We start from the raw sequence: 24,955 nt of genomic DNA, 5'->3' as shown, positions 1-24,955 counted from the left end.
CTCCGGCTCAGTTCAAGCAGCGAACCGAAGCCGATCGGGGGCTGGCGTCCGATCTGTGAACCCGTGACCCGCTGGCTGCGCCGCCCGCTGAGCCAACCAGCCGGAGACCCTCGGTCCGCCGTTCACCGCGAGGCCCTCATGAACGGTGCGGATATGCATGAACCCTTGCCCGAGGTAGTACCTCTGGAGACCCTCATTCGTCGTCCAGGCGTCCAGCCGGATCCACTTGGCGCCAGCACAATGCGCACGATCACCAGCCCAGTCAAGAAGCCGACCGCCAAGGTTCTGACCGGCGTACTCGCGGTCAACAGTGAGTTTGTTGATGAACATGGACGGTTCGGCCAGTTCGCACTCGCTCCAGAGGCCCTCTTCGGCGTCCGGGGTCAGCGTGACTGTCGCGGCCGTCGTACGCCCGTCGCGAAGCATGAACACGGTGCCCGCCTCAATGGCGGCCAACAGTTTGTCAGCGGGATATGGACGGCTCCACTGGTCGGATCCGAGACCCCGCAGCCAAGCCGCCGCTTCCTCGCGGAAGGCGAGCAACTTGGTCACGTCGTGAGGCTCTGCAGCAGCGATGATCACGCGTTCTCGCTTCGGGCGGACAGTTCGCCGATTTCATAGTTCATGCGGTTCAGGTCCCCTCTGAACGTCGTGATTGTGCATCGGATGGGACGGTCTACTGAGTAGCCTGTGCGCGTCCAGATCATCACAGGTACTCCAGCTCCGACCTCTAGGAGACGGGCCTCGTCAGGCGTGGGCATCCGAGCCGCGATCTCGTCGAAGTAACCGACCTGCTCGATCCCTCGCGATGCGAGGTAGCGAGTCGTGCCCTCCTCGATGTCTCCCGGCTCAGTCAGTCGCGGCGAGACGTCGACCAGCCACGACGGATAGTAGGTCGCCTGCGTTGACCACGGAACGTCGTCAACGTAGCGATGACAAAACCGCAATACGGCCTTCGTACCGGCCGGGATCTTGAGCCGTTCGGCAACGTCGTTCGAGGCCGGCAGCATCTCCACACGGAAGGTCTGATGGGGCTGACGACCCGCGTTCGTAACGTCTGTGCTGTATGCATCTCCGTTCTGCGGGAAGGTCAGGTTCTCGAAGCGAGAGGCGTTCAGCTCGAACACCTCGTGCGACTTGACCTCGTACCCAAGCCCCTGGCTGGATGCGATCAGACCCTCACTGACCAGCAGACTTAGACCGTTGCGGATCGTGTTCCTGGACGCGTCAAACCGCTGCTGCAAGTCGTTCTCAGAGGGCAGCCGGGCCCCAGGCGGATAAGTGCCGTTGTCGATTTCACGGCGAAGGACGTCCGCGACTTGCCGGTACTTCGGCTGCTTGGTCATAGCCCCATCATGACGCACTCGCGCAACTTGTTGGTACATGTAGCCCCAACCCTCTTGACGCCTCACTGTCCGTGGGTGCAGCATCACTGCATCAGCTTGTACCAACAAGCTGACCAGGTGGTGCAACACCCTTAAGTGGGCCCACCTGGGTTCACAACTCAACAGCGTGATCCACCGCAGCCAGCACGGCCGTGACCACCCCGGTCGAGGCGAGTGGAGACCAGTCGGCTACCTCCCGTCAGGGACACGCGCCGACTTAAAAGAACGGATCTCCCCAAGGGCGAGTACGCCGCGCGAAGAGACCGAGATGCGATTCCTCGGCGGAGCGGGACACAGGCTGAGATCCATATCGCGTAGGACGGGCCGTCACCTCCCGCAAAAGGTGGCCAGCGCGGCTCAGACCCGCGCAACTGCTCACCTCGATCGCTCCGCCGCACCTCGCGGCGGTCGGTTGCCTCCGCTGCTCGTCTCGTACGAGCAGCGCTGAGGGGAGCCGGACAGTCTCCGAACCTCCATGCGACAGGAGATTCCCGCATGCCCGCTGCTACTTTCGCCGCCGTGTTCGTCGCTCTGTTGGTGGGCCACTCGTTCGGTGACCACTGGGTACAGACGTCGGTACAGAGTGCGGATAAGGGGCGTCCCGGTTGGGTTGGTCGTCTCGCTGACACCCGGCACGTCCTGGGCCTGACCCTGACGAAGGGCGTCGCCCTTCTTGCCGTCGTCATGCTGCTGGACCTGCGCGTAAGCGCGCTCGGCATCGTCCTTGGTCTGGGATGCGATGCGGTCACCCACTGGTGGGCGGACCGCCGCTCGACGCTCGCCTGGCTCGCCAAGGTGGCCGGCAAGGGCGAGTTCTACTCGCTCGGCACCGGTACGCACCCGGCGGCCCCCGTCACCGCAACAGGCAAGCCCGCCGGGCACCTCGGTACCGGCGCCTACGCGCTTGACCAGTCTTTTCATCACGTGTGGCTGCTGATCGGCTCGCTGATCATCGCCACCGTCTGACCATTCGTCACCCGAACGGCGCGCGACCCCCGGTGTCTCACCACCGGGGGTCGCCTTTCTTGGGCCGTTCCGATCCCTAGGAGATCTGACCCATGTTTCACATCGCTGCTGCTCAACAGCCCGTTACCAGCACCCTTCCCGACGGCCCGTCGGATGCGGAACTGGACGCGATCGAGCAGGAGATGCCCGTCATCCTGGCGGAAGTCGACCTGCTGGACGCGCAGATCATCACGATCGACCGGCCCCCCACCGAGTTGGACACCCGCCGTATCCGCCGGGCGCGGCGCCGGCTGCTGGCCGCGCGGCGCGCGGTCGCCAACCGGGAGCTCCCGGACTCGGGGGTGACGGCGTGAATACCAAGAATGCCAAGACGGTTCTGCCGGCGGTCGCGATGACGGCCGTGTCCATGGTCCTCACGCTGGCTGTGGTCGTGATGTGGCTGGGCACGGCGATGCCGTGGCCGGTCGCGCTGGTCGTCGGTCTGGGTATCGACGGCGGATGGCTGGCCACCCTCGCCTACGAACGGCGCCTGGCCGCGCAGGGCGACCACAGCCGCGCGGTGACCGGTGTCGGCTGGTGCTTCGGCGCCCTCGCCGCCGGCGTCCTGATCGCCCACGCCCTGACCGCGGAAGCATCCGCCGGGGCATGGCTGGCGGTCGCGTGGCTCCCGATCGCAGCCAAGGCCCTGTGGCTCGTTCACGGGCTGTGGGAGCGGACCGCGCTGACCCCGTCGGCGCTGGGGACGATCCGGGTGATCCAGCAGGATGCCCGCGATGAGGCGGCCGTGGCCCGTGCCCGGCTGCGGTCGCAGGCCGCTTCGGAAGAGACCCGGCTGACGGCCGTGACGGAGGCGGGTGCCCGCGTCGCACGCGTCCAGGCCAGGACCGCAGAAACCCTCTCCCGGGCCTGGTCGACGCTGGAAACAGCCCGGGACGGCGAGGACACCGGACGGGCACTGACCAGCGTGACGACCCCCGTCACACCCGGTGTCACACCCCGCTGGGATCTCCCCCTGTGGGGCCCCATGGAGCCGGTTGGCCCGCTCTCGCTGGACGGGTCTCCGGCGCTCAGTGATGAGGCTCTGGACGTGCTGGTCGACCAGATCCGTCACAGTACGACGCCGCCCCTGTCCTACCGCGAGATGGCCACCCGCTTTCGCTCGAACGGCCACTCAGCCTCCGAAATGCGGCTGCGGGCGGCGTGGAAGCGGGTGGCGGCATGACGGCGCCTGCGTTGCGGGTGTTGTCGCTGGGTGCGGGTGTGCAGTCCACGACCTTGCTGATGTTGTCGGTGGAGGGGCGGTTGCCGCGTCTGGATGCGGCGGTCTTCTCCGATACCGGCTGGGAGCCGAAGGCCGTCTACGCCCACCTTGAGCGGTTGGAGCGGGAGGTTGCGGTGCCGGCGGGTATCCCGATCATCCGGACCGGTGGCGGCAACATCCGTGCTGACGCCCTCGATCCGGCTCACCGGTTCGCTTCCATGCCGCTGTACGTGCGCAACCCGGACGGTACGACCGGCATGATCCGTCGCCAGTGCACAGACGAGTACAAGCTGAAGAAGATCAAGCGGGAAGTGCGGACCCTGCTCGGCTTCCCACCCCCTGCGCGGGTCAAGCAGGGTGTGTTCGCTGAGCAGTGGGTGGGGATCAGCCGGGATGAGTTCACCCGGGCCAAGGACTCCGGCATCCGCTACGCCGTCAACCGGCACCCGCTGCTGGAAATGGACTGGGCGCGCACGGACTGCCTGCGCTTCCTCGCCCGGCGGGGCTGGCAGTCCACCCCGAAATCCGCGTGCATCGGCTGCCCCTTCCACTCCAACGCTCAGTGGCGCCACATGCGCGACCACCAGCCCGAAGAGTGGACGGATGCCGTCGCGTTCGACCACGCCATCCGCGCCGGCAACCGGCGCGGCCCTGCCGGCAGCATCCCGCTCCTCGGTGAAGCGTTCTTGCACCGCTCGTGCCTGCCCCTGGACCAGGCGCCGATCGACAAAGTCACGCCCCACGAATGGGGCCAGCGCCAAAGTTCGCTGCTGGAACTGCTCGCCGACCAGGAAGACGAGAGCGAACCGTCGGGCTGCTCACCGTGGACGTGCCGCAGCGAGGACCCGGACGCGGCGGAGGTAGCGGCATGAGCGAGCCCTTGACCGCAGCCGACACCTGGCGGCCGGTCATGCGCGCGGCGGGCTACCGCTGCCAGTGCACCGGCCAGTGCGGAAGCAAGCACGCCAAGGCCCAAGGACGCTGCCCCCGCGAGCACGACCACCACGCCAGCAAACACCGCGGCCCGGTCCATCTGATCGCGGCCCCCGCCGACCCGCTCACACCCACGGTCCAGGCATGCCGCCTGCCCGTCAGTGATCTGCGCGCCTGGTGTCCCGACTGTCACACCGCAGCCCGGCGCCGCGCCACCACCACCGCGAACGACTCCGCTCAACCGGATCTGTTCACTCTCTGACCAGCGAAGAAGAGGGGGCCGGGGAACACTACCTAGCCCAACCACACCCGGCGCCGTCGGTACGGCGCCGGGTGTGGTTGCGGACTAGATCGCCTTGCCCGTCGCCTGCGCAGACAGCTTCGCCTGAGAAGGGCTGCATATCGAGTCCGCGGATGCCGACGCTTTCACCTGGGAAGCGATGCACATCGCGTTCGCTGTCGCCACGCCGACCACGAAGGTCAGGGCAGCGGTCATGACGCCGATCAGAACAACTTTTACTCGCATTGCTCAGCACTTCCGTTCGCGATCAAGGCTTTCTTGATCGCGGACAGTACTGGGCTGAACACAATCACACAAGCTGACGAACCATCAGCTCAAATGGCACTGCCGGAGCGGAAGTAACCGTGACCCCGTTTCGCTCGAAAGCAGCGCTCTGACCAGCAAGAAATCCACCCGAACCGCGTCACCGGTCGCGTGGATGACCGAACGGTCGGTGGTTTCACACGGGTAGACCTCTTCGTCTGATCGACACGCCGCCCAGCTCGCCGCAGCCCCGGCATCCAAGCCGTGAGGGCGCCCGATCGGATCGGGCCCGGGGCACTCCGCACCACCCCTCGCACACCCGCTTTGGAGGACTTGTGGAACAGCTCCCTGCCCCGCGTACGGTCGTGCAACTGCCCGACGGCCGCCACGCCTACATCGACCCGCACGCCCTGCCCGCGCAGCAGCAGTCCCCGCAGGTCGTGCACATCCACCAGGCCGCACCCGATCGCACGGTGCAGCGCGTCGCGCTCGGCTCCGGCATGGGCGCCGGCGCGGTCGGCGCCTCCGTCTACTTCGGCCCGATGCTCGTTGCGGCCATGACGTCGATGGCCATCTCCCTGGCCGTCGTCGCCCTGGTCATCGTCGTGTCCGCATGGGCCGTCGTCACCGTGGTGCGCTCCGTCGGCGGTACGGACGGCAAGCGTGCGGCGAAGTCCCTGCGCCGGCGCTGATCCGTCGTGCCTCTGTCGCCCCCGGGTGCCACCACCGGGTCCGGTGACGGCAGAGGACCGGACGGACCGGCCCGAAGGGAGCGCACACGATGGCACAGCAGGAACTGCGGCTTACCGCAGGCGAGAAGGCCCGTACCGCTGCGCTTGTCGCGCGGATGGTCAAGCGCGGCACCGCCGGCGAAGAGGTCTACATCGAGGATCTGACGCGCCGTGTCGACCGCATCACCGACAGGGCCGCACAGCGCAACGCCCGCGAACAGGACGCCATGCGACGTCAGTTGGACATCGCCCGCAAGGCCGTCGCGGTCGCCAAGACCGCCTTGCGCACCGCCGACCGCAGCGAGCGTCCGGCGGCGCGGACGGCGCTCAAGCGGGCCGAGGACACGTTGCGGCGCACGGAGCGGGCCGCCCGGCGTATCGGCCTGTGACCAGCCCCGCGACGGCCGTCATCCGCCAAGACAGCCGGCCGTCGCGGGGTTCCCGTGCACCATCCCCAGAGTCTGAGACAGAGACAGGAAGTCCATGATGACCGACCCGATACCCGAGGTGCCCACCCTGGGCAGCATCCACCACATTGATGACCACCGTGACGGCCGTGACGCCACCACGGCACCCGTGATTGACCTGGTCAAAGACCAGCCTGCCCCGCCCCTTCCGGCACCCTCGCAGCCGGTACGGGTCGCTGTGTGGAAGCGCAGCGGGCGGGCGGTACGCACGGCTGTGACGCATGAGCGGACGCGTACGACGGGCCGTGTGGTGGTGCGTCACGGCATGTACCTGGTCGGTGGTACCCGCATCGTCACCAAGCGCGCGTGGGACGGCCGCACGGCGGCCCGGTACGAGCGGATGATGCGCACCGCCGAAGCAGCCGGCCAGCACGAAACGGCGATGGAGTGGGAGGAGCGGGGCCGCCAGTTCCGCGCTGCCCGCCACCAGCGCCGCATGGACCTGCTGACCGCACCCCAGCACCTCGCGAAGAGTGCCCTGGTCGGAACGGGTGTGGGGGTGGGCAGTCTGCTCGCGCTCGGCACGGTGCTAGCCATCGCCAACGGCCAGGCGGGCGACGTGATCGCACCGACCATGTTCGTGATCGACCTGATCCGGTGGGCGGTGTTCATCGGCAGCGTCGTATGGGGCCCCGCCCTGGTCGCCGGCCCGTGGCTGGTGCTGCTCGCCCTTTGGGGTGTCGGGCGCCACCAGCAGGCCGCCCCGCAGTGGGCCCTGCCCACCAGCCAGCGCACCACCGAAGGCGCCCCCATCACCCCGTCCATCGTGGTCACCGCCCTGCGTGACCTGGGGATCTCCGAACTCCGCAAGGCCATCCGGGAGATGGGCGACGCGGGGGCCGGCATGCTCAGCCCGATCGTGCTGGCCGGCTGCGGGGTGGAAGTCGACGTGACCCTGCCCTCCGGCGCCTCGACCGAAGAGGTCATGAACCGGCGGCGCAAGCTGGCGGAAAACCTCAACCGGCATGAGCATGAGGTGTACGTCAGCGTGGCGCCGGCGGCCCGTACGGTGCGCCTGTGGATCGCGGACTCCGGCGCATTGGATGAGCCGATTCCGGCGTCTCCGCTGGTCACGGACCCGACGATGACGGCCGATTACAAGAACGGCCGCGCCCCGTGGGGCCTTGACCTGCGCGGCGATGCCGCCCTGGTCAGCCTCTATCAGAAGATGGTGCTGGTCACGGGCTTGTCCAACGAGGGCAAGACCGCGTCCCTGCGGGCCCTGGCCTTGTGGCTGTCCCTGGACAGGACCGTTGAGTTCCGCATCGGGGACCTCAAGGGTCTCGGGGACTGGGACATGTTCGACGGGCTCGCCACGGTCCTGATCCAGGGGCCGACCGACGACCACGTCGTGCAGGTCACCGACATGGTGGAGGACGTCTTCGAAGAGATGCAGTCCAGGCTGCTCGCCCCGAAGGGCACCGTGTTCCCGCCGCTGGTCGTGATCGTGGACGAGGCACAGGTGGCCTACGGGTCCGGCGCCATCGGCAAGGACAAGCGGCCCTACGGCGGTTCCCGGGCCACCAGCCGGTACTTCCAGGCGGTCAAGGGCATCCATGACCAGGGCCGCGCGGTCAACGTGACCATCTGGGAGGGCACGCAGGACCCGACCGACCAGAACCTGCCCAAGCGCTCCCGCGAGGGCAACCACATCCGCGCATCCCTGGTCCTGGGCACAGAGTCGCAGGCCAAGATGGCGTTGGGTGACTCCCCGGTGGAGGCGGGCGCAGCCCCGCACAAGCTGCGCCAGGGACTCGACAAGGGACAGCTTGTCGTCGCCGGCAGCGGACTTCAGATGGCACCCGGGCAGGTGTCCGTCAACGTCCGCACCCACTACATCAACGACGACGAAGCCAAGGAGATCACCGCCCGCGCCAGGGCTCTCCGGTCCGGGGTCACGACGCTGACGGCCGTGCCGGCGGGCGAGCCGGTCGATCACCTCGCGGACATCGTCACCGTGGTGGGAGATGCGAAGCGGATGCGCACGGACGAGGTCCGCCAGCGGCTGGCCGTGCTCAACCCCGGTGAGTACCGCGGGTGGACCGCCAGCGACCTCGCGCAGGCTCTTGAGGCGGTCGGTGCGGCGCCCTACAAGTCAGGCGGGGTCATGGTCGTCAGCCGCGCCCGGCTGCTCGAAGCACTCGAAGTACGCGACACCGACACCCCGGAAAGTGACGCAGGGTGAAGGGAGGCGCCCGGGGAGGGAGGGAGAACTCCCTCACTGCCTCCCCGGGTCTGCCTCCCTCAACTGATCTGGAGTAACCGTCGGTTAGGGAGCGAGGGAGGCGCCCCGCCCTGACCTCGGAAGACCCCGGAAATAGCGCTCCTCCGGGGTGCCCTCAACTCCCTCCCTTGTACGCACAGTGACGAACGGGAGATCACCTGTTATGCGTTCTCTGACCATCAAGCAGCCGTGGGCGGACGCCATCGCCCGCAGCACCAAGCGCACCGAGAACCGGACGTGGACGACGTCCTACCGCGGCCCGCTCCTCATCCATGCCGGCGCGGGCTACGACCCCATGGGCCGCTTCCTCATCACCGACTGGGACGCGCTGGCGTCGTGGCCGGACCGGCGCAGCGCGGTCATCGCCACCGCCGAACTCACCGACGACCACCGTGCGGACGGCTGTTGCTCGCCCTGGGGTGAGCCCAGCGTCTATCACTGGACGCTCGCCAACGTCCGAGCACTCACCATGCCCGTGCGCGCAAAGGGGCGCCTGCGGCTCTGGACGCCGGACCGCGATCTCATGACATCGATCCCGGATCAGACGAAGTGCCCTTCGGGAGGCATCCATGAGTGAACTCACCGTGTCCGGCAGGCTCCCGTGGGAGGACGTGCACGCGATCGTGACGTGGCTTGACGCCTGCAACGGTCGCGACGCCGGCGAAACCGCGCTGCGACTGCTCAAGGTCACCGAGGAAGCAGGCGAAGCGGCGCAGGCGTACATCGGCACGCGCGGCCAGAACCCCCGCAAGGGCGTCAGCCACAGCGACACCGACGTCGCCACCGAACTGTGCGACGTCATCGTGGCCGCCATGGTCGCGCTCCACAGCTTCCACCCCGACCCCGCCGCCCTGCTCGCCAGCATCACCCGCGCACGGGGCGAGCGACTGCGTTTGGCGCTCGAAGTCGGGTTCGGCACCGACCAGTAGCAGCACGGGGGCGGCCCCCTCATCTCGCCAAAGATCCAGGGCCGCCCTCGCCTGCCAGCCTCCCGAAGAGAACTGGAGACACCCAGCATGACCCCATCCACCTCGAACCGACCAGCCCCACAGGCTGGCACTCACGCCCTCCGCAACGTCCGCGACACCACCGAGGCCGCGCAGGGCTACACGGACCACATGAACCGGCTGTGCTTCCCGCAGGATGCGGAGGCGAGCACATGAGCGAGTACCTGCGCACCGCGCTCACCCTCGCGACCCAGGGCGTTCCTGTGCTGCCGTTGCGGGCGGGCAAGGTGCCGTTCGGGAACTGCCCGGCCTGCGCCAACAACGCCTGTGGTGGCCGGCCGAACATGAAGACCCCGGGCGCCTGCGCCTGCCCGGCGCCCTGTCACGGGTGGGCCGCCGCGACCACGGACCCGAGCATCATCGAGTCCGGTCTGTGGTGCCGCGCATGGGTGCGGGCGGGCGCGGTCGCCTATCACCCCAGCGGTGCCTGGCTGACCGTCGTGGACCTGGACCACGCCGAAGCCATCGCATGGGCCCGCGAGACTCTGCCCGCCACGCGAACCGTGCAGACGACTCGGGGCCAGCACTGGCTCTACATGGGACCCATGCAGTCCGCCAACGCCGTACGCCCTGGCGTCGACATCAAGTCGACCATGGCATACGTCCGGTGGATGGGCCCGGGTACCGGCACCATGGCGCCTCTGCCGGACGTCGTGCGCGCGCTGATCCTCAAGGAACCCGCCCTGGTTCGACCGGTGGCTGTCACAGTGCACCCGCCGGCCCGCGGCGGGGAGTGCCCGCACCGCGCACCCTCGTACTTGGACCGTGGCATCGCCATGGCGGAACAGCGCATCACCGAGGCCAGTTCGGCGGTGCACGCCACCGTCTACCGGGCGTTCCTCGCTGTCCTGTCCACGCACGGGCGGTGCGGCTGCCTCACCGAGGACCACGTTCAGCGGCTGTTCACCGCAGCTCAGGCCAAGGGAGAGTCCTCCCGGCACTGTGCTGTCGCGTGGGCCAACGCCCGCACCGCGTTGGGGGTGTAGGGCTGTGGCTGATGACGAGAAGACTCCGGGGCGCGAGGTCATCACCGACTACGCGCAGGAGCACTTCCGGTACTTCCGCACCGCGGAAGGGACCGTGTACGCGCAGAAGAACGGCCACCCTGTGGCCCGTCCGATCCGCTCCCAGGGCACCACGGGCAGCCACCGGCAGGAACTCATGGTCGGCCTGTTCAAGGACGGGCGCGGCGTGTTCAACGGGACCGCGCTCAAAGAGGCGTTGGACCTGATCGAAGCACTCGCGCTGACCGAGGACACTCAGCCTGTCCACATTCGCGTCGCCCCGGGATTCGACGGGGCGACGTGGCTGGACCTGGGCCGCAATGACGGGCAGTCCGTCCGTATCCACCCGTCGGGCTGGGACATCATCGTCCCTGATCCGCGTGAGGTGTGCTGGCGCCGAACGCAGCTCACCGGTGAACTGCCCCTGCCGGCCAAAGACACCGATGGCAAGGGCATCGATCTGCTGCTGCGGCTGTGCAGCTTCGCCACCGCAGAGACCGAGTGCCTGGCCATCGCGTGGCTGATCGGCTGCCTCGGACCGTCCGTGCCCGTCCCTGCGCCGTTCCTCACCGGGCCGCAGGGTGCGGGGAAGTCCACCGGGGGGCGGATGCTCATCCGGATCGTTGAGGGCATGAGCGGTGACCTGCGCCGGGCGCCGAAAGATGAGGAAAACCTGATCGCGGCCGTGGCCGCCGGTTGGGTCACCGCCCTGGACAACCTTTCCCACATGACCCCGGACCTGTCCGACGCCATGTGCTGCATCGTCACCGGAGCCGAGAGCGTCAAACGCGCCCTGTTCACCGACGGGGACGTCTTCCGCGCCCGCTACCGCCGGCCCCTGCTCCTGACCGGTATCGACGTGGGAGTCATCCGGCCCGACCTCGCGGAACGCCTCCTGCCGCTGCGGTTGGAGCGGCCCACCGTCCGGCGCACCGAGGCTGAACTGTGGTCGGAGTACGAGGATGTCCTGCCCGTCGTCCTCGGCTCGCTCCTCGACCTCACGGTCAAGGTCCGCGCAGCCGAAGCGGAAACCCCCACCGATCTCCGTATGGCGGACTTCGCCCATTTGTGCGCGCAGCTCGACGCGGCAACCAGCCTCGGAGCGCTCCCGGCGTACCGGGCCAGTCTGGACGACCTGAATGACGACGTGATCGAGGGCGACCTCCTCGCGCAGACCGTCCTCAAGCACGCCGAAACCATCGAGCCGGGCGTAGCGCAGCAGATGACGTCCACCGAGTGGCTGCACTGCCTCAGTCGCCTCTACAGCGGCGACGAACTGCGCCCCCTGCCTAAAGGGTGGCCGACCACGGGCAAAGTCCTCTCCGACCGTCTCAAGCGCCTCCAACCCACCCTCGCCGCCCGCGGCGTGCTCATCGACACGGGCCGCACCAGGGAGGGCCGCTACCTCGAAATGCTCCGCCCGACCGCCCCAACCCCACACGAACAAGAACCGGCGTTCTGACCCACGATCGGCACACTCACCCGGACAAGCAAGAGGAGCACCACGCGGCGCATGGGTGCTCCTCTTGTCGTTCGGCGGACGCCGCCCAAGGTCGCGCCGCGCAGCGGCTCCTTCTGCACGCTGTAAGGCACACCCAACTACAAAAACACCCCTTCTTTTTCCTAAGTAGGGAAGCTCTGCGTCACAGCGTCACACCGACGGAAAAAACACCCTCTGGCCTGCGGCTACGGGCGTGACGCAGACGGAAAGCTCTGCGTCATCCTGCGTCACCTGCGTCACGCCGTGACGCAACCCGTGACGCGGTGATGACGCACACCATGCCCGCTGCGTCACACAAAACAGCAGGTCACAGCCTCGCGTGACGCTGGTGACGCTGTGACGCAGAAATCCGGGCCTCGGACAGCACCCACCGGACACCGAACTCACCGCAGCACGCCCCAACTCACGCGAGGGAGGCTCCGTGACATCCGCATCAGCCATAGCCACGCTCAGAGCAGGGTTGCCAGACCACTACCTCACCCCCGACGACATCGCCGAAATCTTCAAGGTGCCCAAGGAAACCGTCTACCAGTGGCGCAAGAAGCGGGTGGGGCCGCCCGGATTCCGCGTCGGCAAACACGTCCGCTACGACCCCGCCGCGGTCCGCGCCTGGCAGGACCAGCAGATGAACCGCGAAGCAGCCTGACAGCCCCTCACAGCCCGCGGCGAGCAGTGCTCGCCGCGGGCTGTGGCGTATCCAAGGAGATCGCCACCCATGGCAGGTCACATTCAAGACCGCTGGTACAAGGCCGACACCGACGCCAACGGCAAGACCGTGCGCGTCAAGACCGATCGCTACGGCACAGGCATGCGGTACCGCGCCCGCTACACCGGTCCGGACGGCACCGAGAAGTCCCAGAGCTTCCCGGACGGGCAGAAGCGCCTTGCGGAGAAGTGGCTCAAGAAGACCGAAACGGACATGAACAGCGGCCAGTACGTGGACCCGAAGGCCGGACGTACGACTTTCCAGCAGTACGCGGAACGATGGGTGGCTTCACACGCGGGTGAGGTCAACAGCGGCGAGGGTGCGGAGCGTCGCTTGCGGCTGCATGCGTATCCGGGGATCGGCAGTCGCCCGCTCGGCTCCTTCAAGCCGGAGCACGTTCGTACGTGGCTCGGGGACCTGAAGCGGTCCATCCCAAACGAGACGCACCGCCGGGTGATCGCAGCTACGGTCTCCGCTGTCTTCAACGCCGCCGTTGACGATGAGTTGGTGGCCCGGAACCCGTTCAAGGCACGCTCCGTCCAGCTCCCGAAGGCTGGCGATTCGACAGTCAAGCCTTGGACCGCTGGACAGGTATTCGGCGTGCAGCGCGCGCTGCCGGCACGCTTCCGAGGGGCCGTTGACTTGGGGGCGGGATGTGGACTGCGACAGGGCGAGATCTTCGGTCTGTCTGACGATGAGGTGAACTTCGAGGGCGGATGGCTGGCGGTAAATCACCAGCTAAAGAGGCTCCGTGGGCGGTACGTCTTCGCCCCGCCGAAGGGCGGGAAGACTCGCCAGGTACCACTTCCCGACGCGGTGGCGGACGCGCTCAGGGCTCACGTCGAAGCCTTCCCCCCGATCACGGTCACGCTGCCATGGCGCACCGTGGACGGGGAGCAGCGCACGAAGCGGCTCTACTTCAGTGGCAACGAGGGCATGCACGTGCGAGTGAGCTACTTCAACGACGCCATGTGGAAACCCGCTCTGGCCGCCGCTGGCCTCATCCCGGAGCCCGAAGCGGGCGAACGGTACGCCTCGGCGCGGGAGCACGGCATGCACGCGCTCAGGCACTTCTACGCCTCCGTCCTGCTTGACGCCGGCGAGAACATCAAGGCACTGAGTCGCTACCTTGGCCACGCCGACGCAGGGTTCACCCTGCGGACGTACACGCACCTGATGCCGAGCAGCGAACAGCGAACCCGGAAGGCCGTTGACGGGCTCTACGGGGAGCGCGGAAAACAAGATCACGGCCCACAGGCGGCCCACGAAGGGTGACGGCCCGCGCCACGCGGCCGTAGTTGCTGGTCACAGCGATACCGGCCGCGTGGCGCGGAACTTCATCTACTTCTGGCCGCTCTACACCGGGACGGCGATCCCGTACCGCGACTGGCAGAACCGAATGTGGTTCGACACCTGGGTCTAGGCCCTGTCGGCCGCAGGACTGAGACTGTTCGGATGACGGATGATCGGACGATGGACGAAGCGACCAGCCGGCTGCTCGCGCGCTTCCTGGATGCCGTACGGCCTGTCGTGGCGCCCGTGGCGGTGTGGGCGCACGGGTCTCTTGGCGGGGGTGACTACCAGCCCGGTCGGAGCGATCTCGATCTGATCGCCGTCGTCGGGCGGCCCTGTACGGAGGCCGAGGAAGCCAAGGTCCGGGAGATGCATGAGGGGCTGGTCGCGGACTCGCCGCTCGGGGGCAAGCTGCATTGCGGCTATCTGGCGGTCGGGGAACTGAACGACCCCTCGCGTGCGCATCTCACCTTCGCTCAGGAGGAGTTGATGCGGCGGCCCGTCACTCCCGTGACCCGGCGCGAGCTGTATCAGTTCGGGGTCGTGCTGGCCGGGCCGCCGCCCGCCGAGCTGCTGCCCGCCGTGAGCGACGCGGAGTTGGCGGCGTTCGTCGTCGGGGAGCTGGCCGGTTACTGGCGGCCCGTCGTGGACCGGCCCGAGTTGTGGATGCGGGACGTCTGGGTGGATCTCGGGCTGCTGACGCTGGCGCGGGCGCTGGTCACGTTGCGGGACGGCGAGTTGATCACCAAGCGCCGGGCGCTGGACGTGCTCGGTGAGCTGGGCGCTCCCGCCGAGGTCGTGGCCGACATCAGGGCGCGCCGGTACGGGGAGCCGGGCGCCGCGTCCGACGAGTGGCTGCGGCGGCGGGCCGCTCTGGTGCTCGCCTTTCTCGGTCCGGCGATCGACCAGGTCGTCGCGGATCACGGCATCCCGGTCCGATAACGCTCTCCCCTGGTGTCACACGGGTCCCGTAGAGTGCGTCCCGACTGCCTTTGAACATGTTCAAAGGGGCTCCTGGGGAGGGGGATCGCATTCATGCGAAGCGGGGCGAAGGCCGCCGTCATCGGCGGGGTGTTCATCGTGGTGGCCGGCGGGGTCGGGTGGGGCGCGTACAACGTGCTCGACGGGATCACCGGCGGCGGGGGTGACGACGGCACGTCGAACGTGTCGTCCAAGAACGAGGTGAAGAGCGGACCGCTCAGCTCGGACGAGATCGACAAGACGGCCAAGGACTTCCTGAAGGGCTGGGCCGCCGGATCGGAACCGACCGACGTGGCGCAGCTCACCAACAACGCGGCCGACGCCGCGGCCGCGCTCGACGGGTACCGCACCCAGGCCCATGTCACCAAGGCCGTGATCACCCCGGGCAAGGCGACCGGCACGACCGTGCCTTTCACGGTGCGGGCGACGGTGTCGCTCGACGGGAAGACCAAGCCGTGGTCGTACAGCTCGAAGCTGACCGTGGTGCGCGGGCTGACCACCGGACGGCCGCTGGTCGACTGGCTGCCGACCGTCATCCATCCGCGGTTGACGAAGACCAGCCATCTGATCACCCGTGAGGCGCCGACCCCGCCGATCGAGGCGGTCGACCGCAACGGCAAGGAGCTGACCGAGGCCAAGTACCCCTCGCTGAAGCCGATCCTGGACGCGCTGCGGGAGAAGTACGGCGCCGACGCCGGCGGTGTGTCCGGTGTCGAGTTGCAGATCCAGAGCGACGGCGACAGCGTGCCGGGGACGACGCTGGTCACCCTCAGCAAGGGCAAGCCGGGCAAGCTGCGCACCACGCTCGACGCGACCGTGCAGGGCGCGGCCGAGCGCGCGGTGAAGGAGTTCGGCGAGGCGTCGGTCGCGGCCGTCAGGCCGAGCACGGGCGACATACTCGCCGTCGCCAACAACCGTACGGACGGCTTCAACGCGGCCATGCTCGGCAAGCAGGCCCCCGGCTCCACGATGAAGATCATCACGGCCGCGATGCTGATGGAGAAGGGCCTGACCGGGCCCGGCCGCCCTTCGCCGTGCCCGCCGACGGTGCTGTACGAGGGCCGTACGTTCAAGAACGACGGCGGGTTCTCGATCCCGGACGGCACGCTGACGCAGGCGTTCGCACGATCCTGCAACACGTCCTTCATCAAGTGGATCGACGACGTGAAGACCAACGGCCGGACGGACGAAGGGGCGTTGAAGAAGGAGGCCGAAGAGGTCTTCGGGCTCGGCATGGACAACTGGAAGACGGGCGTGACGTCCTTCGACGGCAGTGTGCCGTTCGCCTCCGGCGGCGAGGCCGCGGCGCAGTACATCGGCCAGGGCACGGTCCAGATGAACACCCTCAACATGGCGTCCGTCGCTGCCACCGCCAAGAACGGCACGTTCCGGCAGCCCGTCATCGTCCCGCAGTCGCTGGACGGCCGTGAGCTGGCCCACGCCTCGCGTTCGCTGCCGGGCTCGGTGGCGCAGGGGCTGCGCGACATGATGAACGTCACAGCGACGAGCGGTACGGGGGCGCAGGCGATGTCCTCGCTCAGCGGCTACAAGGGCGCGAAGACCGGCTCGGCCGAGGTCGACGGCCAGCACAATCCGAACAGTTGGTTCGTCGGGTTCCAGGAGGACTGCGCGGTGGCGGCCGTGGTCCAGGCCGGCGGACACGGCGCCGACGCGGCGGGCCCGGTCGTCGCCAAGGTGCTCGCGGCCGACTAGAGCGCGAGGCCGGCGGGGCGGCAGGGGCTGTAGGGGCTGCGGGGGCGGTGCGCGGGGGGCGGTGGGGGAAAGCTGGTCGCCCCAGCCGTACCTCTGCCGTTAGCGTGCTGGCCATGACCCTTTCTGACAGTGCCGCCAGTCCCCGTTTCACCGAAGCCCTGCGTGAACTCGGCCTCGAAGCGGTGGGTGCGCAGGTCCGCCGCTTCCCCGACGCGACCCGTACGGCGGTGGAAGCGGCGGCGGCCGTCGGCTGCGAGCTGGCCGCGATCGTCAAGTCGCTGATCTTCACGGCGGACGGCGAGCCGGTGCTGGTGCTGGTGGACGGCGCTTCGCGCGTCGATGTCGAGCGCGTACGGCAGGAGTTGGGCGCCGTGTCCGTCAAGCGTGCAGGCGCCGAGCTGGTCCGGGAGACCACCGGCTACGCGATCGGCGGCGTACCGCCCTTCGGGCACCGTACGAAGACCCGGGTGCTGGCCGACCGGGGGCTGCTCGACCACGACGTGGTGTGGGCGGCGGCCGGCACCCCGCACACCGTGTTCCCGCTCGACCCCGCGTCCCTGATCGCCCAGGCCGGCGGCACGGTGGTGGATGTGCGCGAGCGCACCGCGTGACGCCGCTGATCGTCGCCGCTGTCCTGGTGGCGGCCCTCACGCACGCCTCGTGGAACGCCATCGCCCATACGATCAAGGACCAGTTGGTCGCCTTCACCCTCATCTCCGGTGCGGCGGCGCTGATTTCGGTGGTGCTGGCGCTCTTCACGCCGGTACCGGACGCGAAGGCGTGGCCGTATCTGATCGCGTCGGCCGTGCTGCACGTCGCCTACCAGGTGCTGCTCATGCGGTCGTTCAGCCTCGGCGACTTCGGCCAGATGTATCCGATCGCGCGCGGCACGGCGCCGCTGGCCGTGACCGTGCTCGCCGCCGTCTTCGTCGGTGAGTCGCTGGACGGCTGGCAGGCGGCGGGCGTCGCGGTCTCGTCGGCCGGGCTGCTCGGCGTCGCGCTGTGGGGCATGAAGGGCGCGAAGACCAAGCCGCAGTGGCCGGCGCTGCTGGCCGCCGTCGCGACGGGCCTGTCGATCGCCGCGTACACCGTCGTGGACGGCGTGGGCGTACGCAACTCCGGCACGTCGCTCGGCTACATCGCCTGGCTGATGATCCTGGAGGGCGTGCTGATCCCGGCGTACGCGCTGTACACCAGACGCGGCGCGCTTGCGGCCCAACTGCGCCCGCACGCCGCGCTCGGGGTGCTGGGCGCCGTGCTGTCGCTCGTGGCGTACGGGCTGGTCCTGTGGGCCCAGACACGCGCGGCGCTGGCGCCGATCTCGGCCCTGCGCGAGTCGTCGATCATCGTGGGCGCCGCGATAGGCGCCGTGTTCTTCAAGGAGCGCTTCGGCGCCCCGCGTATCGCCGCCGCCGGGCTGATGGTGGTCGGCATCGGGCTGATGCTGCACAGCAGTTGAGCCCAGGTGCTCAGGCAGCCAGCCGGCCGGGTGGCCGGGTAGTCAGGTGAACATCAGCTACCTCACCGCGCGTTGACCGCGCGGGCCCCACCGGAAGCGGCCAGACTGGGCGGACACCGGGATTCAGGGGAACCACCCCGTGCCCCAGACGAGAGCGCAGCGCCATGCACTGGTCCGACCATGCCATCTGGTGGCACGTCTACCCGCTCGGTTTCACCGGCGCCGAGAGCGACGCACTGCCGCCGTCCGCACCGGCCGTCCCCCGGCTGTCCCACCTGTCCGGGTGGCTGGAGTACCTGCGCGGCCTCGGCTGCAACGGACTCGCCCTCGGGCCGGTGTTCGCGTCCGAGACGCACGGCTACGACACGGTGGACCATCTGCGCGTCGACAGCAGGCTCGGCACCGAGGACGATCTGCGGCGGCTGGTGGACGAGGCGTCCGCGCAGGGCGTGCGGGTGCTGCTCGACGGGGTGTTCAACCACGTCGGCCGCGGCCACCCCGCCTTCGCCGACGTGCTCGCGCGCGGCGACGCGTCGCCGTACGCCACCTGGTTCCACCGGGAGGACGACGGCGAGTACCGCACCTTCGAGGGCCATCACCAGTTGGTCGCGCTCAACCACGACGAGCCCGCCGTCGCCGACTACGTGACCGAGGCCATGACGTACTGGCTGGAGCGCGGGATCGCCGGGTGGCGGCTGGACGCCGCGTACCAGGTGCCGGTGGCGTTCTGGCGGACGGTGACCGACCGGGTGCGGGCGCGGTTCCCCGATGCCTGGCTGGTGGGCGAGGTCATCCACGGCGACTACGCCGGTTTCGTGAAGGCCGGCGGCCTCGACTCCGTCACCCAGTACGAGCTGTGGAAGGCGCTGTGGAGTTCGCTCAACGACCGTAACTTCTACGAGCTTTCCTGGTCGCTCGACCGGCACAACGCCCTGCTGGAGACGTTCGCGCCGCAGACCTTCCTCGGCAACCACGACGTGACCCGGATCGCCAGCAAGCTGACCGACCCGCGCCATCTGGAGCACGCGCTGGTGCTGCTGTTCACGCTCGGCGGGGTGCCGTCCGTCTACGCGGGCGACGAGCAGGCGTTCCAGGGCGTCAAGGAGGACCGCGCGGGCGGCGACGACGCCGTACGGCCCGCGTTCCCGGACGACCCCGCCGAACTCGCCCCGTACGGCGAACCGGTGTACCGGCTGCACCAACTGCTGATCGGGCTGCGCAGGCGCCATCCGTGGCTGGTGCGGGCCCGTACGTCGGTGACCGGGCTGAGCAACACCGGCCTCGCGTACACGGTGAGCGACGGGGAGCGGACGCTCGCCGTCGCGCTCAACCTCGCCGACGAGCCCGCCGATCTGCCGCTGCCGGACGGCCGTTGGCAGCAGCTCGCCGGCAGCGGTTCGGTGCGTGCGGACGGGGTGGGGCTGCCGGGCGCCGGCTGGATCGTCGTCGGCGCCCCGGACGAAGGGTGACGAACCACCCCTGACGAACTACCCCTCGTCCGCAGGTGACTTGCCCACCAGGTCCCGGCGCAGCCCCACATGCGCCGACAGGATCCCGCCGTCCACCGGCAGCGTCACGCCCGTGATCCACGACGCGTCCGACGACGCCAGGAAAGCCACCGCCGCCGCGATGTCCTCGGGCTTCCCTACCCGGCCCATCGGGTAGTGCGGGACCGCCCGCTCCAGCGCGTCACCGCGGTCCGCCCAGGCGTCCGTCGCGATCGTGCCCGGCGCCACGAGATTGACCCGTACGCCCCGCGCCGCCGCGTGGCCGGCCAGCGTACGGGTCAGGCTCGCGAGACCCGCCTTGGCCGCGCTGTAGGCGTGGTTGCCGAAGTCCTGCTCGCCGTTGACCGAGCCGATCGAGACGATCGCACCGCGCCCCGACGCCACGAGATGCGGCAGCGCGGCGCGCGCGCAGCGGTAGGCGCCGGTCAGGGTGATGTCGATGTCCCGCTGCCAGACCTCGTCCGGCTCGTCCTCGAAGAGCGGTGCGTCCGGCCCGCACGAGTACGCGTTGTTGACGAGCACGTCCAGCACCCCGAACTGCTCGACCGCGTACGCGACCGCCGCCTCGACCGCCGCCCGGTCCGCCACGTCGCAGCCGAGCCCCAGCGCGCCGGGGAGCGCCGCCGCCGTCTTCGCCGCACGCTCCGCGTCCAGGTCGGTGACCAGGACCCGGGCGCCCTCGTCGGCCAGCCTGCGGGCCGTGGCGGCGCCGATGCCCTGGCCCGCTCCGGTGATCAGTACGCCGTATCCGTCGAATCGCCTCGTTGCGCTCATCGGCCGATCATGCCGCCGACCGCACCGCCCGCACCAGAGCCTGTGCGCGCGGATCCGCCGTGACGCCCTTGCGCATGCTGTTGGTGACATAGCCGAAGGCGATGCCCGCCTCGGGGTCGGCGAAGCCCAGCGAACCGCCGCGCCCCGGGTGCCCGAAGGACGCCGGGCCGAGCAGCGGGGCCGCGGGCCCGTGCAGCATGAAGCCGAGGCCGAAGCGGGTGGCGACGACGAGGACCCGGTCGGGGCCCGCCGACTCCTCCGTCCTGGCGAGGGTGACGGTGGCGGGCGCGAACAGCCGGTGCCCGTCGACCGGTCCGATCATCGCCGCGTAGCAGCGGGCCAGGGCGCGCGCCGTCGCGATGCCGCCGGACGCGGGGAGTTCGGCGGCGCGGTACGCGGGCGCGTTCTCGTCGGGCAGCGGGTCGATCACGCCGAAGGCGCGCCGGGTCAGCGAGTCGGGGTCGTCGTACGCGGCCGTCACCGACCGCTTGGGCCGCAGCCGCAGCGCGCCGCCCACCGGGGGCGGTTCCGGTACGGGGCCGATCCGGCCCACCCGGTGGGCCTCGTCGGCGGGCAGGCCGAGCCAGAAGTCGAGGCCGAGCGGCCGGGCGATCTCCTCGGCGACCCACCGGCCGACACTGCGCCCGGTGACCCTGCTGACGAGTTCGGCGATCAGCCAACTGTAGGTGTGCGCGTGGTAGCCGTGGTCGGTGCCGGGCTCCCAGACGGGCCGCTGCGCCGCCAGCGCCTTGGCGCCGGACACCCCGTCGACCGCCTCGGCCGGGGTGAGCGGCCGGTCGAGCGCGGGCAGTCCGGCGCGGTGCGAGAGCAGGTGCCGGACGAGCACGCGCTCCTTGCCGGCCGCCTTGAACTCCGGCCAGTACGTGCCGACGGGCGCGTCCAGGTCGATATGGCCGCGCTGGTGCAGCAGCAGCGGCACGGCGGCGGCGACGCCCTTCGTCGCCGACCGTACGATCTGCGCGGTGTCCAGCGCCCAGGGCTCGGCGCCGTCCACGTCGCGCGTGCCGCCCCACAGGTCGACGACCTTGCGGCCGTCGCGGTAGACGGCGACGGCGGCGCCGCGGTCGCCGCGTTGCTCGAAGTTCCGTACGAAGGCATCCCTGACCGGCTCGAAACCGGCCTCCACCGTGCCCTGGACGTCCACGCCCGTACTCCCGCTCGTTCCGCCCTGCCCGGCCCATCCGCGGCGTCGTCGCGACGCCGTACCTCTATGGTGCTACGTCACCGAGGGAGACCGAACGCGGGTCGAATCCGAAAGGCAGTTCAAGGCGGTGCGCGCCCATCAGTTCCGCGTCGCCGAGCAGCCGCTGGGTGGGCCCGTCGGCGGCGATGACGCCGTCGCTGAGGATGACGGCGCGCGGGCAGAGTTCGAGGGCGTACGGCAGGTCGTGCGTGACCATCAGGACGGTGACGTCCAAGGTCCGCAGGATGTCGGCGAGTTCGCGCCGGGACGCCGGGTCCAGGTTGGACGACGGCTCGTCCAGGACGAGGATCTCGGGCTCCATGGCGAGGACGGTCGCGACGGCGACCCTGCGGCGCTGCCCGAACGACAGGTGGTGCGGCGGCCGGTCGGCGTACGACTCCATGCCGACCTGGGTCAGCGCGGTCACCACCCGCGCCTCCAGCTCGGCGCCGCGCAGCCCGGCGGCGGCCGGGCCGAACGCCACGTCCTCGCGGACCGTCGGCATGAACAACTGGTCGTCGGGGTCCTGGAAGACGATGCCGACCCGGCGCCTGATCTCGGCGAGATGCCGCTTGCCGACGGGCAGTCCGGCGACGGTCACCGACCCGGCGCCGGCCGTGAGGATGCCGTTCAGATGCAGCACGAGCGTGGTCTTGCCCGCGCCGTTGGGGCCGAGTACGGCGACGCGCTCACCGCGCGCGATGGTCAGGTCGACGCCGAACAGGGCCTGGTGGCCGTCGGGGTAGGCATAGGCGAGGCCGCGCACGTCGAGGGAGGGCGGCGGCGGTGCGGCGGTGTCGAGGCCGGTCGGAGCGGTGGTCACAGGGTCCAGCCAAGCAGACAGACGGCGGCGGCCGTCACCGGGAGCGCCGCCGCGTGCGCCCACTGGGCGCGGGACGCGGTCACTTCGTCGATGACGGGCATCGTGCCGGTGTAGCCGCGGCTGACCATGGCGAGATGGACGCGCTCGCCGCGCTCGTAGGAGCGGATGAACAGGGCGCCCGCCGACTTGGCGAGGACGCCCCACTGCCGTACGCCGCGCGCCTCGAAGCCGCGGGAGCGGCGGGCGATGGACATCCGGCGCATCTCGTCGGTGATGACGTCCCCGTAGCGGATCATGAACGAGGCGATCTGGACGAGCATGGGCGGCAGTTTGAGCCGCTGCAACCCGAGGAGCAGCGACCGCAGTTCGGTCGTGGACGCCAGGATCACCGAAGCGGCCACGCCCAGCGTGCCCTTGGCGAGTACGTTCCAGGCGTCCCACAGCCCCGGCTGGCTCAACGAGAGCCCGGCGACGTGGACTTGCTCGCCGGGGACGACGAACGGCATGAGCAGCGCGAAGGCCACGAACGGGATTTCGATGAGCAGCCTGCGCAGCAGGAACCCGGCGGGGATCCGGGCTGCGGAGGCGACGGCGCCGAGCAGCAGCGCGTACAGCGCGAACGCCCAGACCGCCTCGCGCGGGGTGGAGACCACGACGAGGACGAAGCAGAAGACGGCGGCGAGTTTGCAGTGCGGCGGCAGCGCGTGGACCGGCGAGTGGCCGTGCCGGTAGAGCTTGTGCGCGTGTCCGGCGCCCATCAGGCGCTCCCGCCTGCCGTGACCGAGCCGGCCGAGTCGCCGTGGTGGCCGGAGTCGGCGGCACGGCGGCGGCGCACCGCCCAGAAGACCCCGCTGCCGACGACGACGGTGGCGCCGACCCCGATCACCCCGGCGAGGCCGCCGGAGATCCGGGCGTCGGAGATGTCCTTGACGCCGTAGTCGGCGAGCGGCGAGTCGGAGGACGCGTGTTCCTGGGTCTTCTTGTCGATGCCCTTGTCCGCGGCGACCTTCTCCAGGCCGTCCGGGCTGGACGACGCGTAGAAGGAGACGAACCCGGCCAGCACCAGCGCCGCGACGATGCCGGCGGCCCACACGCCGCGCGTGGAGCGGGCGGCCGCGGGGACGGCGGGGGCGGCCTGCTCGGGCGCCGCGTCGACCAACTGCCCGCCGACCCGCAGTTTCAGCGGCGCGGAAAGCCCGCGCGCCCCGTACACGAGGTCGGGGCGTACGGCGATGACGGCGCCGACGGTCAGCGCGGTGATCGCGGCCTCGCCGATCCCGATCAGGACGTGCACGCCGACCATCGCCGTCAGCACGTCCCCGATCGGGATGTCGGTCGTCCCGCCGATCTCGTAGATCAGGGTGAAGACGAGCGCGGCGGCCGGCACGGACAGCAGCGCGGCGACGAAGGCGGAGACCGTCACCGACCGGCGGGTCCGGGGCAGCATCCGCACCAGCGCGCGGAAGACCAGGTACGAGACGACGGTCGTCGTCAGCGCCATGTCGGTGATGTTCACACCGAGCGCGGTCAGACCGCCGTCGGCGAAGAGGATGCCCTGCATCAGCAGCACGACGGAGATGCACAGCACGCCGGTGTACGGGCCGACGAGGATCGCGGCGAGCGCGCCGCCCAGCAGATGTCCGCTGGTCCCGGCGGCGACCGGGAAGTTGAGCATCTGGACGGCGAAGATGAAGGCGGCGACCAGACCCGCCAGGGGCGCGGTGCGCTCGTTCAGCTCGCGGCGCGCGCCGCGCAGGCTGACGGCGACCGCCGCGGCAGCGATGACACCGGTGGCGGCGGACACGGGTACGTCGATGAATCCGTCGGGCACATGCATCAGGGCGCTCCGCTTCCCCCGGGGTCAGAACCATCTGATGGTAATCCCTACCTGCAACTCATTCGCAAGAGCGACTAGCCTGCGAACAAAAGTTCGCCCACCACCATTCACCCGCAGGACAGGTCCGACATGCCCGCACCGCGCAATTCGTGGTCGAATTGAGATGTTTGTACTATTAAGGGCAGCACAGGCCCCCCACAGGCCCGCAGAGGAGCAGTCGATGTCACCCGCCGTCGAACAGCCCGTCACCGCCCGACTGATAACGGACGCCCCGCACCACAAGTCCGTCGCCGCCACTCTGCGCTACGACAGCGACGACCCGCTCGCCGTGCGGGTCGTCTTCCCGCCCGAGGTGTCCCTCGACGACGACGAGGTGGTCTGGACGTTCGCCCGCGACCTGCTGAGCGGGGGGCTGCGCGCGCCGTCGGGGGACGGCGACGTACGGGTGTGGCCGTGCGGCCGGGCGCAGACCGTGCTGGAGCTGCACGCGCCGGAGGGGGTGGCGGTGGTGCAGTTCGACACCGCGCCGCTGCGGCGCTTCCTGCAAGCCGCGTACGCGGCGGTCCCGGTCGGCCAGGAGCAGGAGGAGCTGGAGATCGAGCGGCACATAGGAAACCTGCTCCTCTGAGACCCC

The 24,955-nt window shown here is 69.6% G+C and carries 28 protein-coding genes; 20 read left to right on the top strand and 8 right to left on the bottom strand.

The window, feature by feature from the left end; translation table 11 throughout:
- Positions 1-12: 12 nt before the first annotated feature.
- The gene (locus tag ACZ63I_RS04570; protein ID WP_469335249.1) at positions 13-582 is read right to left on the bottom strand and encodes a GNAT family N-acetyltransferase; all 570 of its coding nucleotides are present in this window, start codon (positions 580-582) and stop codon (positions 13-15) included.
- On the bottom strand, positions 579-1,346 hold the full coding sequence (locus ACZ63I_RS04565; protein WP_469335248.1) for a GntR family transcriptional regulator: 768 nt from the start codon (positions 1,344-1,346) through the stop codon (positions 579-581). The genes ACZ63I_RS04570 and ACZ63I_RS04565 overlap by 4 nt, the downstream gene beginning before the upstream one ends.
- 534 nt (positions 1,347-1,880) lie before the next feature.
- On the opposite strand from ACZ63I_RS04565, the gene ACZ63I_RS04560 reads away from it, so the two are divergent.
- From ACZ63I_RS04560 to ACZ63I_RS04540, 5 genes are all read left to right on the top strand, one after another.
- Positions 1,881-2,351, top strand: a complete 471-nt coding sequence (locus tag ACZ63I_RS04560) for a transcriptional regulator (protein WP_469335247.1) — start codon at positions 1,881-1,883, stop codon at positions 2,349-2,351.
- A gap of 92 nt (positions 2,352-2,443) precedes the next feature.
- A complete protein-coding gene (locus tag ACZ63I_RS04555) occupies positions 2,444-2,704 on the top strand; it encodes a DUF6284 family protein (protein WP_469335246.1) in 261 nt (86 codons plus the stop codon).
- 38 nt (positions 2,705-2,742) lie between these two features.
- Positions 2,743-3,573, top strand: coding sequence for a protein spdB (locus tag ACZ63I_RS04550; RefSeq protein WP_469335562.1), 831 nt, complete (start codon positions 2,743-2,745; stop codon positions 3,571-3,573).
- Entirely contained in the window at positions 3,570-4,484 is a 915-nt protein-coding gene (locus ACZ63I_RS04545; RefSeq protein ID WP_469335244.1) for an adenine nucleotide alpha hydrolase family protein, read from the top strand. Before ACZ63I_RS04550 ends, ACZ63I_RS04545 begins: the two co-directional genes overlap by 4 nt.
- Positions 4,481-4,807, top strand: coding sequence for a hypothetical protein (locus ACZ63I_RS04540; protein WP_469335243.1), 327 nt, complete (start codon positions 4,481-4,483; stop codon positions 4,805-4,807). The genes ACZ63I_RS04545 and ACZ63I_RS04540 overlap by 4 nt, the downstream gene beginning before the upstream one ends.
- Positions 4,808-4,891: 84 nt before the next feature.
- Here ACZ63I_RS04540 and ACZ63I_RS04535 read toward each other — a convergent pair whose 3' ends face one another.
- Positions 4,892-5,041, bottom strand: a complete 150-nt coding sequence (locus ACZ63I_RS04535) for a hypothetical protein (protein ID WP_469335241.1) — start codon at positions 5,039-5,041, stop codon at positions 4,892-4,894.
- 383 nt (positions 5,042-5,424) lie between these two features.
- On the opposite strand from ACZ63I_RS04535, the gene ACZ63I_RS04530 reads away from it, so the two are divergent.
- The 14 genes from ACZ63I_RS04530 to ACZ63I_RS04465 all read left to right on the top strand — a co-directional run bounded on the left by ACZ63I_RS04530 (position 5,425) and on the right by ACZ63I_RS04465 (position 19,644).
- Positions 5,425-5,781: a DUF6251 family protein gene (locus ACZ63I_RS04530; protein WP_469335240.1), complete on the top strand. Its 357-nt coding sequence runs from the start codon at positions 5,425-5,427 to the stop codon at positions 5,779-5,781.
- Between the two features lie 89 nt (positions 5,782-5,870).
- Positions 5,871-6,209 (top strand): DUF6257 family protein, encoded by a 339-nt coding sequence (locus ACZ63I_RS04525; RefSeq protein WP_469335238.1) that lies wholly within the window; start codon positions 5,871-5,873, stop codon positions 6,207-6,209.
- A gap of 97 nt (positions 6,210-6,306) precedes the next feature.
- The gene (locus ACZ63I_RS04520; protein WP_469335236.1) at positions 6,307-8,472 is read left to right on the top strand and encodes a P-loop NTPase family protein; all 2,166 of its coding nucleotides are present in this window, start codon (positions 6,307-6,309) and stop codon (positions 8,470-8,472) included.
- Positions 8,473-8,674: 202 nt separating this feature from the next.
- Entirely contained in the window at positions 8,675-9,088 is a 414-nt protein-coding gene (locus ACZ63I_RS04515; RefSeq protein ID WP_469335235.1) for an ASCH domain-containing protein, read from the top strand.
- Positions 9,081-9,440: a MazG-like family protein gene (locus ACZ63I_RS04510; protein ID WP_469335233.1), complete on the top strand. Its 360-nt coding sequence runs from the start codon at positions 9,081-9,083 to the stop codon at positions 9,438-9,440. The genes ACZ63I_RS04515 and ACZ63I_RS04510 overlap by 8 nt, the downstream gene beginning before the upstream one ends.
- A 230-nt stretch (positions 9,441-9,670) precedes the next feature.
- Positions 9,671-10,504, top strand: a complete 834-nt coding sequence (locus ACZ63I_RS04505; protein WP_469335231.1) for a bifunctional DNA primase/polymerase — start codon at positions 9,671-9,673, stop codon at positions 10,502-10,504.
- 4 nt (positions 10,505-10,508) lie between these two features.
- On the top strand, positions 10,509-11,984 hold the full coding sequence (locus ACZ63I_RS04500; protein ID WP_469335229.1) for an ATP-binding protein: 1,476 nt from the start codon (positions 10,509-10,511) through the stop codon (positions 11,982-11,984).
- Positions 11,985-12,444: 460 nt separating this feature from the next.
- On the top strand, positions 12,445-12,669 hold the full coding sequence (locus ACZ63I_RS04495; protein WP_469335227.1) for a helix-turn-helix domain-containing protein: 225 nt from the start codon (positions 12,445-12,447) through the stop codon (positions 12,667-12,669).
- Positions 12,670-12,738: 69 nt separating this feature from the next.
- Positions 12,739-14,004, top strand: coding sequence for a tyrosine-type recombinase/integrase (locus ACZ63I_RS04490; protein ID WP_469335225.1), 1,266 nt, complete (start codon positions 12,739-12,741; stop codon positions 14,002-14,004).
- A 180-nt stretch (positions 14,005-14,184) separates the two neighbouring features.
- The gene (locus tag ACZ63I_RS04485; protein ID WP_469335223.1) at positions 14,185-14,964 is read left to right on the top strand and encodes a nucleotidyltransferase; all 780 of its coding nucleotides are present in this window, start codon (positions 14,185-14,187) and stop codon (positions 14,962-14,964) included.
- Between the two features lie 93 nt (positions 14,965-15,057).
- Positions 15,058-16,716 carry a penicillin-binding transpeptidase domain-containing protein gene (locus tag ACZ63I_RS04480; RefSeq protein WP_469335221.1) on the top strand — a complete coding sequence of 553 codons (1,659 nt, stop codon included), beginning with the start codon at positions 15,058-15,060 and terminating at the stop codon, positions 16,714-16,716.
- Positions 16,717-16,829: 113 nt separating this feature from the next.
- Positions 16,830-17,327, top strand: a complete 498-nt coding sequence (locus ACZ63I_RS04475; protein ID WP_469335219.1) for a YbaK/EbsC family protein — start codon at positions 16,830-16,832, stop codon at positions 17,325-17,327.
- Positions 17,324-18,175 carry an EamA family transporter gene (locus tag ACZ63I_RS04470; protein WP_469335217.1) on the top strand — a complete coding sequence of 284 codons (852 nt, stop codon included), beginning with the start codon at positions 17,324-17,326 and terminating at the stop codon, positions 18,173-18,175. The genes ACZ63I_RS04475 and ACZ63I_RS04470 overlap by 4 nt, the downstream gene beginning before the upstream one ends.
- A gap of 164 nt (positions 18,176-18,339) precedes the next feature.
- Positions 18,340-19,644 carry an alpha-amylase family glycosyl hydrolase gene (locus tag ACZ63I_RS04465; protein WP_469335215.1) on the top strand — a complete coding sequence of 435 codons (1,305 nt, stop codon included), beginning with the start codon at positions 18,340-18,342 and terminating at the stop codon, positions 19,642-19,644.
- A gap of 18 nt (positions 19,645-19,662) precedes the next feature.
- On the opposite strand, the gene ACZ63I_RS04460 is transcribed toward ACZ63I_RS04465, so the two are convergent.
- The 5 genes from ACZ63I_RS04460 to ACZ63I_RS04440 all read right to left on the bottom strand — a co-directional run bounded on the left by ACZ63I_RS04460 (position 19,663) and on the right by ACZ63I_RS04440 (position 24,321).
- Entirely contained in the window at positions 19,663-20,457 is a 795-nt protein-coding gene (locus ACZ63I_RS04460) for an SDR family NAD(P)-dependent oxidoreductase (RefSeq protein ID WP_469335213.1), read from the bottom strand.
- 7 nt (positions 20,458-20,464) lie between these two features.
- Complete coding sequence (locus tag ACZ63I_RS04455) at positions 20,465-21,622, bottom strand: serine hydrolase domain-containing protein (protein ID WP_469335211.1); 1,158 nt, start codon at positions 21,620-21,622, stop codon at positions 20,465-20,467.
- Positions 21,623-21,686: 64 nt separating this feature from the next.
- Positions 21,687-22,493: an energy-coupling factor ABC transporter ATP-binding protein gene (locus tag ACZ63I_RS04450; RefSeq protein ID WP_469335560.1), complete on the bottom strand. Its 807-nt coding sequence runs from the start codon at positions 22,491-22,493 to the stop codon at positions 21,687-21,689.
- Entirely contained in the window at positions 22,481-23,242 is a 762-nt protein-coding gene (gene cbiQ, locus ACZ63I_RS04445; RefSeq protein ID WP_041988850.1) for a cobalt ECF transporter T component CbiQ, read from the bottom strand. Before cbiQ ends, ACZ63I_RS04450 begins: the two co-directional genes overlap by 13 nt.
- The gene (locus ACZ63I_RS04440; protein ID WP_469335209.1) at positions 23,242-24,321 is read right to left on the bottom strand and encodes an energy-coupling factor ABC transporter permease; all 1,080 of its coding nucleotides are present in this window, start codon (positions 24,319-24,321) and stop codon (positions 23,242-23,244) included. Before ACZ63I_RS04440 ends, cbiQ begins: the two co-directional genes overlap by 1 nt.
- A gap of 220 nt (positions 24,322-24,541) precedes the next feature.
- Between ACZ63I_RS04440 and ssgD the strand changes: the two genes are divergently transcribed.
- Positions 24,542-24,949 carry a spore wall synthesis regulator SsgD gene (gene ssgD, locus ACZ63I_RS04435; protein ID WP_469335207.1) on the top strand — a complete coding sequence of 136 codons (408 nt, stop codon included), beginning with the start codon at positions 24,542-24,544 and terminating at the stop codon, positions 24,947-24,949.
- Positions 24,950-24,955 lie beyond the last annotated feature (6 nt).

Source organism: Streptomyces sp. NPDC087906 (assembly GCF_055584925.1).
This window is presented reverse-complemented; position numbering and strand designations above follow the sequence as displayed.

Bases quoted from the DNA above. Each gene is read 5' to 3' on its own strand.
- ACZ63I_RS04475 (WP_469335219.1), top strand. From the start codon at position 16,830: ATGACCCTTTCTGACAGTGCCGCCAGTCCCCGTTTCACCGAAGCCCTG.
- ACZ63I_RS04510 (WP_469335233.1), top strand. From the start codon at position 9,081: ATGAGTGAACTCACCGTGTCCGGCAGGCTCCCGTGGGAGGACGTGCAC.
- ACZ63I_RS04490 (WP_469335225.1), top strand. From the start codon at position 12,739: ATGGCAGGTCACATTCAAGACCGCTGGTACAAGGCCGACACCGACGCC.
- ACZ63I_RS04560 (WP_469335247.1), top strand. From the start codon at position 1,881: ATGCCCGCTGCTACTTTCGCCGCCGTGTTCGTCGCTCTGTTGGTGGGC.
- ACZ63I_RS04565 (WP_469335248.1), bottom strand. From the start codon at position 1,346: ATGACCAAGCAGCCGAAGTACCGGCAAGTCGCGGACGTCCTTCGCCGT.
- ACZ63I_RS04550 (WP_469335562.1), top strand. From the start codon at position 2,743: ATGACGGCCGTGTCCATGGTCCTCACGCTGGCTGTGGTCGTGATGTGG.
- ACZ63I_RS04505 (WP_469335231.1), top strand. From the start codon at position 9,671: ATGAGCGAGTACCTGCGCACCGCGCTCACCCTCGCGACCCAGGGCGTT.
- ACZ63I_RS04460 (WP_469335213.1), bottom strand. From the start codon at position 20,457: ATGAGCGCAACGAGGCGATTCGACGGATACGGCGTACTGATCACCGGA.
- ACZ63I_RS04535 (WP_469335241.1), bottom strand. From the start codon at position 5,041: ATGACCGCTGCCCTGACCTTCGTGGTCGGCGTGGCGACAGCGAACGCG.
- ACZ63I_RS04545 (WP_469335244.1), top strand. From the start codon at position 3,570: ATGACGGCGCCTGCGTTGCGGGTGTTGTCGCTGGGTGCGGGTGTGCAG.
- ACZ63I_RS04515 (WP_469335235.1), top strand. From the start codon at position 8,675: ATGCGTTCTCTGACCATCAAGCAGCCGTGGGCGGACGCCATCGCCCGC.
- ACZ63I_RS04520 (WP_469335236.1), top strand. From the start codon at position 6,307: ATGACCGACCCGATACCCGAGGTGCCCACCCTGGGCAGCATCCACCAC.
- ACZ63I_RS04485 (WP_469335223.1), top strand. From the start codon at position 14,185: ATGACGGATGATCGGACGATGGACGAAGCGACCAGCCGGCTGCTCGCG.
- ACZ63I_RS04555 (WP_469335246.1), top strand. From the start codon at position 2,444: ATGTTTCACATCGCTGCTGCTCAACAGCCCGTTACCAGCACCCTTCCC.
- ssgD (WP_469335207.1), top strand. From the start codon at position 24,542: ATGTCACCCGCCGTCGAACAGCCCGTCACCGCCCGACTGATAACGGAC.
- ACZ63I_RS04525 (WP_469335238.1), top strand. From the start codon at position 5,871: ATGGCACAGCAGGAACTGCGGCTTACCGCAGGCGAGAAGGCCCGTACC.
- ACZ63I_RS04440 (WP_469335209.1), bottom strand. From the start codon at position 24,321: ATGCATGTGCCCGACGGATTCATCGACGTACCCGTGTCCGCCGCCACC.
- ACZ63I_RS04465 (WP_469335215.1), top strand. From the start codon at position 18,340: ATGCACTGGTCCGACCATGCCATCTGGTGGCACGTCTACCCGCTCGGT.
- ACZ63I_RS04480 (WP_469335221.1), top strand. From the start codon at position 15,058: ATGCGAAGCGGGGCGAAGGCCGCCGTCATCGGCGGGGTGTTCATCGTG.
- ACZ63I_RS04540 (WP_469335243.1), top strand. From the start codon at position 4,481: ATGAGCGAGCCCTTGACCGCAGCCGACACCTGGCGGCCGGTCATGCGC.
- cbiQ (WP_041988850.1), bottom strand. From the start codon at position 23,242: ATGGGCGCCGGACACGCGCACAAGCTCTACCGGCACGGCCACTCGCCG.